A 13,097-nucleotide genomic window follows, 5' to 3' on the forward strand; every position below is an offset into this window, starting at 1 on the left:
GCGGAAGGCCGGTCTGGCTGACGCCGCTGCGGCGTCGATGACGGCCCGGCCTGCAGAACGAACCGAAGGACATCATCAGTGACTGAACAGACTCCCGATACGGTCCACGACGTCGTCATCGTCGGCTCCGGCCCGGCTGGCTATACTGCCGCGGTCTACACCGCGCGCGCCAATCTCAAGCCTGTCGTGCTGGCCTCCTCCGTGACAGCCGGAGGTGAGCTGATGAACACCACCGACGTGGAGAACTACCCCGGTTTCCCGCAGGGGATCATGGGGCCGGACCTGATGATGGAGATGGAGCAGCAGGCCACGCGCTTCGGTGCGGATGTCAGGCATGAGGATGCTGCCGCGCTGTGCCTGGATCAGCCGATCAAGGAGATCACCCTCGGTGATGGGTCCGTGCTGCATGCCCGTGCGGTGATTCTGGCGACGGGCTCGGCCTACCGCGAGCTGGGCGTGCCGGGTGAGAAGCAGTTCTCCGGCCACGGCGTGAGCTGGTGCGCCACCTGCGACGGCTTCTTCTTCCGCGAGCAGAACATCGCTGTGGTCGGCGGTGGTGACTCGGCGATGGAGGAGGCCCTGTTCCTCACGAAGTTCGCCTCGAAGGTCACGGTCATCCACCGTCGTGACCAGCTGCGCGCCTCGCAGATCATGGTGGACCGCGCGATGGCTGAAGAGAAGATCGAGTTCCTGTGGAATACCGAGGTCACCGAGGTCACCGGCGACGGCAAGGTCTCCCAGCTGGCGCTGCGCAACACCGCCGACGGCACAGAGTCCACACTCGATGTGACAGGACTGTTCGTCGCGATCGGTCATGACCCTCGGGTGGAGCTGTTCAAGGACCAGCTCGAGCTCACCGGTGAGGGTGTCGTCAAGGTCGAGGGCCGCAGCTCGCGGACCTCATTGCCGGGTGTCTTCGCTGCCGGAGATGTCTTGGACCCCACCTATCGTCAGGCGATCACTGCTGCCGGCTCCGGCTGTGTGGCCGCGCTCGACGTCGAACACTACCTCGCTGATACTCACACCTCGCAGATCGCGGAACGCCCGTGGGTCGGCGAGACCGTCTGACCAGGACTTTCAAGTCCCTCCCCCTCTGCTGAAAGGATCCGATCATGGCAGACCTGAAGAATGTGACCGACGACAGCTTCGAGCAGGACGTGCTGCAGGCTGAGAAACCCGTCATCGTGGATTTCTGGGCGGAATGGTGCGGCCCCTGCCGCCAGCTGACCCCGGTGCTGGAGCAGATCGCCGAGGAGAACCCCGAGAAGGTCGACGTCGTGAAGGTCAACGTCGATGACAATCCCGGGATCGCCGCGAAGTTCGGCATCACCTCTATTCCGGCCGTCTACGGCTTCAAGGACGGCGAGCACGTCCACACCTCCATCGGTGCCAAGCCCAAGGGCGCGATGGAGCAGGAGTTCGCCGACTTCCTCGGCTGAGCCCCGCAGCTGAATCTCCCAGCTGTCCCTGCACGACGAAGGGCCGGTCACACGTCACCATGACGTGTGACCGGCCCTTCGTCGTGACACCACGGATCGGACCATCCCGACCCCACTGCCAATACCAACCAACCCCGACCAATGAAGGTACGACTGCGGTACAGGAACACTACGCTGAGCGGGGTCCCATCATCTCCATCAGACGGTGCAGGTCCTCGATCGAACCGAAGTCGATGGCGATCCGCCCCTTCTTCGCGCCGAGGGTGATCTTCACCTGCGTATCGAGACGGTCAGTCAGCGCGTCGGCGTACTCATCGAGCTGTTGGTACCGCGCCGTCGAAGGCAACCGGTCCGCCGTTCCACGTGAAACCTTCCCATCACCCTGCTTAGCTAAGGTCACGGCCTCCTCCGTGGCGCGGACGGAAAGACCTTCGGCTACGATCCTCTGCGCCAACTCATCCATGGAGTCTTCGGTCTCTAGGCTGAGCAGCGCGCGCGCGTGTCCAGAGGAGAGGACGCCGGCTGCCACCCGACGCTGAACCTTGGGCGGCAGCCGGAGTAGACGCAAGGTGTTGCTGATCTGCGGGCGTGAGCGACCGATACGGTGGGAGAGATCATCCTGGGTGCAGGAGAAATCGTCCAACAGCTGTCGGTAGGCCGCGGCCTCCTCAAGAGGATTCAGCTGGGACCGGTGGATGTTCTCCAGCAGTGCGTCGCGCAGCAGCTCATCGTCCTTGGTGGACCGGATGATCGCGGGGATCGTCTCCAGGCCTGCTTCACAGGAGGCCCGCCATCTGCGTTCACCCATGACCAGCTCATAGGTGCCCTCCTCCAGAGGACGGACAACCACGGGCTGGAGCACACCGATCTCCCGCACGGAATGCACGAGTTCGGCCATGTGGTCCTCATCGAACTCAGTACGTGGCTGCCGTGGGTTGGGGGAGATGCTTTTGACAGGAACAGCCCTGAACTCTGCGCCCTCCACCTCACCAGAAGCAACGATCGACGCCGTCCATGCTGAAGGGTCTGAAGGGACTTCACCGTCCGAAGAGGGTGCCGTGTCGTGCCTCGGGGTGCTGCGGGAGACCGCCGCCTCCCGGCTCACCGCATAGCTGTCATGGTCTTCATAGCTTTTTGATACTGTCTCTGGTGCCTCTGATACCGGGGATACCGCCGACGTCGCACTGGGTGAACGTCGTGCCCCCCGGATCTCTGGCATCTCTACGCGGCCGTTGCTAGCAGGACGTCGGGCAGTAGTCCGTCCGCTGCTCGGTCCGGGACGTCGGCTGATCCGATGGGTCCCCAGATGTGACTTCGCCGAGAAGAACACGTCGATCGGGCGCGGATCAGACGCTGTCGGAGAAGTGTCCTCTGTGGAGGTCGTCTCCTCGCCACCACCGGGATCCTCGGCTTCCCCGCCCTCGGAACTCCTCCTCGATCGAGCCGGTGATGTTTCACGTGGAACCGCAGTCGCCAGAGACTCGTCCTGATCACTGGATTCTGGAGGGGCATCTTCCCCAGTGACCGATGCGGGGGCCGTGGTGTCCACGTCGGGCTGTCCAGACGTACTCGCCAACCCGGGATTAGCGGTTTCGGAGAATGCGGCCTCAGAAACGACCTCCGACTGCTCTCCACTGCCTTCGGGGGAATCCGGCTGACCCGATGACGCCGCCTGTTCAGCAGGGGCAGCGGCCGATGTCTCCTCAGCGACGTGACCCTGCTCCTCCAGTTCTCGGGAATCACTGTTGATGAGGGCTCCGAGTCCTCGTCCCAGACCCCGTCTCCTACGTTCGCTCATCCACGTCCCTTCATCGCAGATCTCCCGCAAGAGATCCTGTCTGTCAGCCTCCTATTCTAATGATGGAGTCTGACAACCCGGACATCTGAGCACTGTGGGAGCGGTCAGCGGTGGGTGAGAGTCGCGGGGTCCACTCCTGCTCTCTGTGAGCATCGGGGCTCTACACTTCTAACGCTCCAGCCGGTGCGAGGTTTCACGGGAAACATACGACCTGAGATCATCAATGTCCTGACTGCCACTGCATCGGGCTACGATCGACTTCTGAATACGGACGTGACCGCTGCGCGTCTAGACGACAAGTGCCCCCCAAGGTGCTGTTCCACGTGAAACACTCCCGGCCAACCACTGCCCGGCTGTCCTTGTGCATCAACGGTCCACTCGTTCTCTCGACACTCTTGATATCCAAGTGTCGAGGAGATTCCCCGCGGAACGGCGCTCAGAGCTGACTGCACTTGTGGCTAAGGCACATCCGAGCTGTGTCGACTACTCAGATGACTCCGTCCTACGCAGTTGTCCACGATGCATCCATACGCAGAAGGACCATTGGTCTGGAATGCTTCGAATCTCCTGGCACTACCTGCGGATATTCCAACGCGCGACGTGATCGTCGATCGAACCGTAGAGATCAGAGATAGTGAAAGCCCCAGGGGAGAGACGTAGTGTTTCACGTGGAACAAGTAGCCATCCCAGACGAGTGATCCCGCAGGATACCCGCGGCCCCGGAGTTGCTCCGCTGAGCTGGCCAAGGAAGCAGCAACCATATCTGCGTCAGGCACTCGCACTAGCTGCTCCACGTTCTCGCTGATCCACACCTCAGGATGTGTGCTGTCTTGAGCGCTCCGAACGTCGGCTGCTCACCGATCACCGTCCTCAAAGACAGCAGCAGCCATAAACCTGACGTCGGTAAGGGTGCCTGACCAATGATCACTGTCGTTATCTCGACGAGCAGTTCAACGACTACTGCATATCCACCGATGACCGACTCATCGCATAAGTTCCACGGTACTTCCCCCTGTTCACGGCACGATGTTCCACGTGAAACGACACGAGGCCACCACCCTCAAAGGGTGGTGGCCTCGTCCTCCGGTCACTGTGGGAGTCAGCGCCCCTGCTCACCCCCACGCTGGGAGATCTCCGCAGCTGCCTCCAAATACGCCAAGGCACCGGTCGATGTGGGATCGTAGCTGATGACACTCTGCTGATAGGACGGCGCCTCCGAGATGCGGACATTGCGAGGAATCAATGTCTTGAGCACGTTCTCGGGGAAGTACTCCCGTACTTCATCGGCCACCTGAGAGGCCAGGCGTGTTCGTCCGTCATACATCGTGAGCAAAATGGTCGAGATCTCCAGCTCGTTGTTGAGATGCTTCTGGATCATCTCGATGTTGCGCAGCAGCTGGCTCAGACCTTCGAGTGCGTAGTATTCGCATTGGATCGGGATGAGCACTTCACGCGCGGCCACCAATGCATTAACGGTGAGCAGCCCCAAGGATGGCGGGCAGTCGACGAAGACATAGTCCAGACGGTCCAGCCCCTGCTCTGCACGGTAGCTGTGGTATGCCGTCAGGGCACGCTGCAGGCGTTGCTCCCGTGCCACCAGGGAGACCAACTCGATCTCAGCCCCAGCGAGATCGATCGTCGCCGGAACGACCTGCAACCGTTCGATGTCAGGACAGTCTTGGATGACGTCGGCGATGGGAAAGTCCTCGATCAGCACCTCGTAGATCGAGTCACGATCCGCGCCATGAGGTATCCCGAGTGCGGTCGAAGCATTGCCCTGTGGGTCGATATCCACCACCAGCACGTTGAAGCCCTGATCAGCCAATGCCGCCGCCAAGTTCACCGTCGTCGTGGTCTTGCCGACGCCGCCCTTCTGATTGGAGACGGTCAACACTCGCGGCTGTGCTGGGCGCTCAAGAGTGGTCTCGGCCAGGGCGCGCCGTCGTCGGTTCTCCTGAGCCAGTTCCGCACCCAGGGGGGAGGAGTCGTCGACCTCATCGATCATCGATCCGCCGGCTCCGCTCGGCCTCTGCGTTTCCCGTGAAACATCCTGACCTGCCACTGGGACATCCTCTCTCAGCTACGCTGCGGTGTACTCCGCCTGCTAGCGGCTCATCCATCGATCGAGTCTAGGGCACAGATATGACATGCCGCTGACCTGGGATTTCGGGTGATTAGCGACGGGGAATCCGCACTACGGTAGTGGGTTCGTCGAGCAGATCCTCGCCCAGGAGTTCGGCCTGAGGCCGCCTGAGCCGATACTTCTTCAGGACCTTCGCCGCAGCATCGATCTCCTGAGCAGCGCTGCGGCCTTTGAGCAGCAGAAGCTCACCGCCGTCGTCCATCAACGGTGCTGTCAGAGGTAAAAGCTTTTTCAGAGCTGACACAGCACGCGCCGTGACCACATCGGCCATCACCTCATCGGCGACTTCCTCCGCACGAGCCCGGATCACCGTGACATTATCCAGACCGAGATCCCGAGTCACAGTGTCCAGCCACTGCACACGACGTTCCATGGGTTCGATGAGCTGAAAGATGACATCGGGACGGGCCACCGCCAGGGCGATCCCGGGAAGGCCCGCACCCGAACCCACATCAGCCACTGTCGCCCCGGAAGGAAGCTCGGTGGCCAACACCGCACAGTTGAGCACATGACGCGACCACATCCGCGGGATCTCCCGAGGCCCTAAGAGCCCATGCTCGATTCCGGTCGAGCAGAGATGGGCCACATATCGCGTAGCCAGAGGGAGTCGGTCACCGAAGATCTGTTCGGCAGCCCGTTGTTCTGTGCCTGTCAGGGCCGGAGGCGGCCCTCCCTGAGGCAGAGCCGCCGCATCAGCGGTTTCCCCCTGATCGCCTAAGGACCCGGACTGACCTTGGCTGGCGGAGACATCACTGTCAGGCGGCGGTGTCGAAGAACTCATCGTCTAGTGTGCCGATCCTCTCAAGCAGGGCAGCGATCACGAGTAATACGCTCAGGACGCCGAGACCACGATGTGGCGCCGCTTCCCTTCACCCTCGGATTCACTGATCAGTCCATCCTCAGCGATGAAATCGTGGACGATCTTCCGCTCATAGGCGCTCATGGGCTCCAAGTGGACCTTCTCGCCATGCTCCCTGACCCGAGCCAGGGCATCGTCGGCAAGCTCCTTGAGCTGCTGCTGACGCTGCTCCCGGTGACCGGCGACGTCGAGGACCAACCGCGTACGGGTACCGGTGGCGGTGAGCACGGCCAGGCGCGTGAGCTCCTGGAGGGCATCCAGGACCTCACCACGAGCGCCGACGAGATCATCGAGTTCATCGGAGGAGCCTTCGGCGACCACGGAGATGAACGTGCGATCCCCGCGTACTTCGATGTCGATATCGCCGTCGAGGTCGACGATGTCGAGTAATTCCTCGAGGTAGTCAGCGGCGATATCGCCCTCATCCTCGGCACCCTCATCGGACTCCGGCTCCTCGTCGCCGTCCTGGGCTGAATCATCCCGGACCACACTGCCCCCAGAGGATTCCTCTGCCTGCTGCTCGGAGAGCTCCGCGGTTTCATGCTGCTCGGCATAGTCCAGCTGATCCGGGGTCTCCACGGTCTCCTCAGAACCGTTGTCCTCAGACACGGCCTTGGTCGTCTCGCTCATCGTCACTTCTTCCTCTTCTTGCGGGAGGGCTGCGCGCTCTGGCCCCGGTGCTGACCGGTGGGCTTGGGCTTCTCCTCCACGTTCTTCGCCTCGGTCTTCTTCTCGTGGATCGGAGGCAGCCCACGCGCGGCACGGCGCAGGTTGAGCTCCTTCTCCGCCTGAGAGCCAGGCGTCGGGTTGTTCCGGATGACCCACCACTGCTGACCCATGGTCCAGAAGTTGGTCGCCGTCCAGTAGATCAGCACACCGACGGGGAAGTTCACACCACCGATGACGAAGACCAGCGGCAGCGCATAGAGCATGACCTTCTGCATCTGCGCGGCCTGACCGGTCATCGCCGCCTCAGACATGTTCTTGCTCATCAGCTGCTTCTGGGTGAAGAACTGGGTGAGCACCATGGTCGCGATCATCACTGCGGTGAGGATGATGACGTTCCACTCGGTGGGGCTGGAGTTGAAGGCCGGCAGGAAGATGTCGGACATGCCGACGCCGAAGATCTCAGAGCTGTCGAAGGACTGGACCTCTGTGGCAGAGAGGGCCCCGTAGCCCTCCTGCTGGTACTGGTCCTGCCGCATCCGGTTGAGCATCCAGAACAGGGCCAGGAAGATCGGCATCTGCGCCAGAATGGGCAGACACATCATGAAGGGGTTGACCTTGTGCTGCTTGAACAGCGCCTGCTGCTCCTGAGCCATCGCCTGACGCGAGACCGGGTCCTTCTTGCCCTTGTACTTGGCCTGCAGCTTCTGGATCTCCGGCTGGATCTCCTGCATACCGCGTTGAGACTTGATCTGCCGGACGAACAGCGGGATGAGGATGATGCGGATGACGATCACCAGCATCACGATGGACAGCAGCCAGTTCCAGCCGGAATCCGCCCAGGCGCCGTCGTCGCTGAAGAGGGTGAGCAGGTTGTGGAACATGCTCAACAGCCAGGACACCGCCCAGGTGAACGGCGCCATCAATGTGTCGAAAAAGCCCATGTGTCTCTCAAGGTCGTGGTCGCCGAGCGTCAATGCGCATGCGTGCCCGGCGCTCCGGATGCCGCCGCGTCGATGCCTTCTCAGCAATAACGCCCCCGGTCAGGCCGCTGGTGGCGGCGAGCTTCAGGGATCGTCGGTGGTCATGACGCAGTCATCATCCGGAGGAATCGGCGGATGGTTTGTCTCTATGATCGTCGGTGCTGACCCTTGTGGCCAAATCCTGGCGCCCTGGGGCACATGATCCACACCTCCACCGGTGAAGGGATTGCAGCGCAGCACTCGCCAGACGGTCAAGGCACCACCGCGCAGCGCGCCGTGGACGGTGACGGCTTCGAGCCCGTAGGCCGAGCAGCTGGGGTAGAAGCCGCAGACCTGCCCGTAGAGCGGAGAGATCAGACGCCGGTAGAGCTTCAGCAGTGCGGCGAGGACCGCTGAGGGTCCGCTGCGGAGCCAACCCCACCGTTGCCGCCGCAGTTCCTCAGAGCTCGGCGTCGGCCCGGGGGTTCCTGGCTGTTCGCCGATGGCGACGTAGTAGTCGCTGTGCCGCACCCACCGGGTCGCGGCAGCCTCAGGTTCAGTCGGCTCTTGGGGGTTCGGCCTGGTCATCATGGGTCTCTGCGGACCTTGCTGCGGGTGTTCTGACGTACCCCACTGTCTGAGCCGCTTGAAGTTCTGCTGAAGGCTCGGCGCAGTGCAGAATCCAGCTGCTCGGTGAGTTCGCTGTGACTCAGGCCGGTGATCTCCGGGTGGGCTCGGATCACGACCTCGGCACATTGGTTCGCGGTCAGGCTGTGGGTGAGAGAGTCGGGATGGTTCAGCAGCTCAGCGATGATGTGCCGCAGTCGGCGCTGGGTCCGATGACGTACTACGGAGTTGCCCACGGCTTTGGAGACGATGAGCCCGCAACGCCAGCTCACCGTCGGCTGTGAACTGTGTGTGGGAGCCTGCTGCTCGGTGACTCGCACCGCCGCCATGAGGGCCGGTGTGCCGGCGCGTGCTCCGCGGCGCATCGTGGCACGGAAGTCGGCACTGCGGGTGATGCGGTGCTCGCGCGGCAGCATGGCGGTCCTCCGGCGACAGGGAGAGCTGGGGAAGCTCATCGATGACGAGGCACGAACGGCCCGTGCCTCCGGATAGGGAGGACGGGCCGTTCGTCTCGGCGGGATCAGATGATCCTCGCCAGATGGCCGCATGATTGCGGCCTCAGCTATGTCTCAGGCCGAGAGCGCCTTGCGGCCCCGGTTGCGGCGGGCCGAAATGACAGAACGGCCGGCACGGGTACGCATCCGGGAACGGAAGCCGTGCTTGCGGCTGCGACGGCGGTTGCTCGGCTGGAAGGTCCGCTTGCTCACTGTGTACTCCCCATGGATGGTTCACGACATCTGCGCGGAAAATCGGCCCGAGGGCCGGAAGCGATTCCGCAGATCAGTAGCCGCCCGAGGGTAAGGAAGACACTCCACTCCGCTGTCAGGGCGACCTGTCAACATTAGGGCAGTGGCCTCATCGGCGTCAAGGCGACGCACCGCCCTGCCTGGCGCTCCGCGATTCTCCACAGATTTGAGGGTGAGTTCTCCACATCGGTGGAAAACTTTGGAGTCCGGTCATGATCCTTGTGATCACAGGGATCCATCGGTGCTCTGTTGCTTCACTACGGAGTCTCGGCACTGACTGTAGCGGAATGGACACCAGCGTCGTCCACAGCTTCGGGGGTATGGTCGTGGGACAAGCCGACGTCGCGTCGGTCACCCGTCTTCGGCAGGAGGGAAGAGCGTGTCTGCAGACTCTGAGGGCAGCGTCGCCGCACGCTGGGAGCAGCTGATCACTGAGCTGCGGGTCAACCACGGTATCTCCGGCTTCCGGCTGACCGACGTCGGCCGGGCCAAGCCCCAGGGCGATCAGCTCATCGGTGACACGCTGATCATCGCTGTGCCCAGCGAACGTGTGCGGGAGCTGATGCAGTCGACTCTGCAGGTTCAGCTCAGTCAGGCCCTGCGCGCAGTCTTCGGCCGCGACATCCTCTGTGCCTATGTCATCGACCCGCAGCTGGCCGCTCAGCAGCAGGCCGATTCCCAGACCTCGGCCGTCCCCGACTCCTCAGCGGAGACGGCTGCTGAGCCCGCCCGCAGGCCTGAGTCCGCACCGGCACCACCCCGCTCGGTTCCTCCCCGGACTGCTGCGGCTCCGACGCCTCAGGCCTCACCCCGCTCAGCGGCGTCGGCCTCTTCCACAGCTTTCGACGATGTCTACCCCACTGGGCCGACACCGACCGCAGCCCCCCAGCCGGCCGGGCCCTCAGGGATGAGCGAGGAGGAGACTCTGCTCTCCGCCGCAGCCGCTGAGGAGCAGGCTGGAAGCTTCAAGACCTCACGGCTGAATCCGCGGTACACCTTCGACACTTTCGTCATCGGCTCCTCGAACCGTTTCGCCCATGCCGCGGCCAATGCCGTGGCAGAGGCTCCGGCGAAGGCCTATAACCCGCTGTTCATCTATGGCGACTCGGGACTGGGCAAGACCCACCTGCTGCACGCCATCGGACACTATGCCCAGCGGCTCTACTCCGGGATCCGGGTGAGGTATGTGAACTCCGAAGAGTTCACCAATGACTTCATCAACTCGATCCGTGATGACGAGGGCGCCAGCTTCAAGAACGCCTACCGCAGTGTCGATGTTCTGCTGCTCGATGACATCCAGTTCCTGGCAGATAAGGAACGCACCGTCGAGGAGTTCTTCCACACGTTCAACACTCTCTACAACAACAATAAGCAGGTCGTGATCACCTCTGACCTGCCGCCGAAGCAGCTCTCGGGTTTCGAGGAACGGCTGCGTTCCCGGTTCGAATGGGGGCTGATCACCGATATCCAGCCACCGGATCTCGAGACGCGCATCGCCATCCTGCGGAAGAAGGCCACGGCGGAGAACTTCTCCTGCCCGGATGACGTGATGGAGTACATCGCCGACAAGATCTCCACCAATATCCGTGAGCTTGAAGGCGCGCTGATCCGCGTGACCGCCTATGCCTCGTTGAACAAGCAGGCAGTGGACCTCCCGCTCGCTGAACAGGTCATGCGGGATCTGATCAGTGATGATCACACCCAGGAGATCACTGCCGAGCAGATCATCGACGCCACTGCGGAGTACTACAGCTTCACCGTCGATGAGCTGATGTCGAAATCGCGGAACCGCACCTTGGTCACCGCCCGGCAGATCGCGATGTACCTGCTCCGTGAGCTGACCGAGATGTCACTGCCGAAGATCGGCCAGGCGCTGGGTGGACGTGACCACACCACGGTGATCTATGCCGAGCGGAAGATCCGTGAGCTGATGGCCGAGCGACGAGCGGTGTTCAACCAGGTCACTGAGCTGACCAACAAGATCAAGCAGCAGCGATGAGCTTCGCACCCTGCCCGCACAGCTGGTGACGTCGAGAACACGCAGACATCGCCAGGTCAAGTAAGTGGTCTACAGCTGTGGAGAACAGGCTCCCTCACATCTCACACGCATGTAGTTCGGCAGGATCCTGCGGAGGACATGCCCTCCATCTGCGACGTTCTCCACAGTTCTACACACATTTCCACAGTTGAGGGTGGATATTCTCCACTAGTGATCTCACACCTGTGGAGAAAGCCGTGGATGGTCAGGTGGATAACAACGTACTCTCTGGGGACCATGGTCGCTGTTCTGCGGAAATCACTGCGATGACAAGGATCTCTCTCCACCGGCGGTGCACAGCTGAGACGAGAACACTTCAGAATCTCCTCCACAGCCTCTTCCGCCCAGCACATGCCTCAGAGACGGTTTTCCACAGTATCCACATACGTTGTTAACACTTCTCCCTGACTTAAGACACATCTCAGAGAGTGCACAGTGATCCCGAATCCGTCGATCGTTCCTTCGCCCGTTCCGGGTTCAGGAACTTCTCCTGCGGGTACACCTGGGTACACCGTCCTACTAGATGTAGTCCTCACACCATGGGCGTTCACCACATGTGCTGCAGCGAGGTCGAGGCTCACGGTGGCATCGGCCACGCACGGGCAGGTAAGCTCAACTCTCGACACAGCGGCGGTGATGCTTGACATCTCATCGCTCACTGCTCCTGACCCGCATCGAAAGGCGAAGATCAGTGAAATTCACTGCGGCGCGCGACGTCCTGACCGAGGCTGTCTCCTGGACTGCCCGATCGCTCTCCCCTCGCCCGCCGGCTCCGGTGCTCTCCGGTCTGCTGATCACAGCCGAGGATCAGACGGTGACGATCTCAAGCTTCGATCACGAGATCTCCGCTCAGCTGCACATCGAAGCAGATGTCGAGACCCCCGGAACAGTGCTGGTCTCCGGTCGTCTGCTCAATGACATCGTCAAGGCCCTGCCGGATGCCGCAGTCACTGTGGAACTCGAGGACGCCAAAGTCCTGGTGACCTGCCGATCCTCACGATTCACGCTGGCCACGATGCCGGTGGACGAATACCCAGAGCTTCCCGCGATGCCGGAACTCGCTGGCACCGTCGATGGAGCCGCATTCGCTCGGGCGGTCTCTCAAGTCATCACCGCGGCCTCGAAGGATGACACTTTGCCGATCCTCACCGGCGTGAAGGTCGAGTTCGAGGCCGACACGATGACCTTCCTGGCCACCGACCGGTACCGGCTGGCCATGCGAGAGATCAGCTGGGCACCGAGCCGTCCGGACATCTCCACCTCAGCGCTGATCAAGGCCAAGACTCTCCATGACGTCGCCAGATCCTTGGCCGGTGGTGGTGAGCTCTCCATTGCGATGAGCGATGAGGCCGAGATGATCGGATTCTCCTCTGGCGGTCGGCGCACCACCTCCGTCCTCGTCGACGGTGAGTACCCGAAGATCCGCCAGCTCTTCCCCGAGCAGACACCGATCCACGCGGTGGTGCGCACCTCTGAGCTGATCGAAGCGGCTCGTCGTGTCTCTCTGGTGGCCGAACGGAACTCCCATGTCAGGTTGCAGTTCACCGAGGAGAACGAGGTCATCCTCGATGCCGGCGCCGATGACGCCGCTGCGGCCTCGGAGACGGTCAGCGCTGATCTCACCGGAGAGCCGATCACCGTCGGGTTCAACCCGGCGTATCTGAATGAGGGACTCAACGTCATCGACAGCGAATACCTGCGGTTCTCCTTCGTCTCGGCTCCGAAGCCGGCGATGATCACCGGCCAGGACACCCCCGATGGTGAGAATTCCAGTGATTTCCGGTATCTGCTGATGCCGGTGCGTCTGCTGAACCAGTGA

General features: G+C 62.1%; 12 protein-coding genes. 4 read left to right on the forward strand and 8 right to left on the reverse strand.

The features are described 5' to 3' along the window. Window positions 1-78 precede the first annotated feature (78 nt). Together trxB and trxA are read left to right on the forward strand one after the other, a co-directional pair. Entirely contained in the window at window positions 79-1,068 is a 990-nt protein-coding gene (trxB, locus tag RIL96_RS09150; RefSeq protein ID WP_310548713.1) for a thioredoxin-disulfide reductase, read from the forward strand. Window positions 1,069-1,112: 44 nt separating this feature from the next. Further along, the gene (trxA, locus tag RIL96_RS09155; protein WP_310548714.1) at window positions 1,113-1,439 is read left to right on the forward strand and encodes a thioredoxin; all 327 of its coding nucleotides are present in this window, start codon (window positions 1,113-1,115) and stop codon (window positions 1,437-1,439) included. 169 nt (window positions 1,440-1,608) lie between these two features. Here trxA and RIL96_RS09160 read toward each other — a convergent pair whose 3' ends face one another. The 8 genes from RIL96_RS09160 to rpmH form a co-directional block, all read right to left on the reverse strand. Beyond that, window positions 1,609-2,775: a ParB/RepB/Spo0J family partition protein gene (locus tag RIL96_RS09160; RefSeq protein WP_445482783.1), complete on the reverse strand. Its 1,167-nt coding sequence runs from the start codon at window positions 2,773-2,775 to the stop codon at window positions 1,609-1,611. A 1,561-nt stretch (window positions 2,776-4,336) separates the two neighbouring features. Then, a complete protein-coding gene (locus tag RIL96_RS09165) occupies window positions 4,337-5,242 on the reverse strand; it encodes a ParA family protein (protein ID WP_310548716.1) in 906 nt (301 codons plus the stop codon). A gap of 169 nt (window positions 5,243-5,411) precedes the next feature. Next, a complete protein-coding gene (gene rsmG / locus RIL96_RS09170) occupies window positions 5,412-6,161 on the reverse strand; it encodes a 16S rRNA (guanine(527)-N(7))-methyltransferase RsmG (protein ID WP_374761876.1) in 750 nt (249 codons plus the stop codon). A gap of 51 nt (window positions 6,162-6,212) precedes the next feature. Then, on the reverse strand, window positions 6,213-6,869 hold the full coding sequence (locus RIL96_RS09175) for a Jag family protein (RefSeq protein WP_310548717.1): 657 nt from the start codon (window positions 6,867-6,869) through the stop codon (window positions 6,213-6,215). A 2-nt stretch (window positions 6,870-6,871) separates the two neighbouring features. Further along, complete coding sequence (yidC, locus tag RIL96_RS09180; RefSeq protein ID WP_310548718.1) at window positions 6,872-7,849, reverse strand: membrane protein insertase YidC; 978 nt, start codon at window positions 7,847-7,849, stop codon at window positions 6,872-6,874. Window positions 7,850-7,972: 123 nt separating this feature from the next. Beyond that, on the reverse strand, window positions 7,973-8,455 hold the full coding sequence (gene yidD, locus RIL96_RS09185) for a membrane protein insertion efficiency factor YidD (protein WP_310548719.1): 483 nt from the start codon (window positions 8,453-8,455) through the stop codon (window positions 7,973-7,975). After that, complete coding sequence (rnpA, locus tag RIL96_RS09190; protein WP_310548720.1) at window positions 8,455-8,910, reverse strand: ribonuclease P protein component; 456 nt, start codon at window positions 8,908-8,910, stop codon at window positions 8,455-8,457. Before rnpA ends, yidD begins: the two co-directional genes overlap by 1 nt. Window positions 8,911-9,063: 153 nt before the next feature. Beyond that, entirely contained in the window at window positions 9,064-9,201 is a 138-nt protein-coding gene (gene rpmH, locus RIL96_RS09195) for a 50S ribosomal protein L34 (RefSeq protein WP_310548721.1), read from the reverse strand. A 466-nt stretch (window positions 9,202-9,667) separates the two neighbouring features. Between rpmH and dnaA the strand changes: the two genes are divergently transcribed. Next, entirely contained in the window at window positions 9,668-11,239 is a 1,572-nt protein-coding gene (dnaA, locus tag RIL96_RS09200; protein WP_310548751.1) for a chromosomal replication initiator protein DnaA, read from the forward strand. 730 nt (window positions 11,240-11,969) lie between these two features. Then, a complete protein-coding gene (gene dnaN, locus RIL96_RS09205) occupies window positions 11,970-13,097 on the forward strand; it encodes a DNA polymerase III subunit beta (RefSeq protein WP_310548722.1) in 1,128 nt (375 codons plus the stop codon).

The organism is Nesterenkonia aerolata, from assembly GCF_031470965.1.
Taxonomy (GTDB): Bacteria; Actinomycetota; Actinomycetes; order Actinomycetales; family Micrococcaceae; genus Nesterenkonia; species Nesterenkonia aerolata.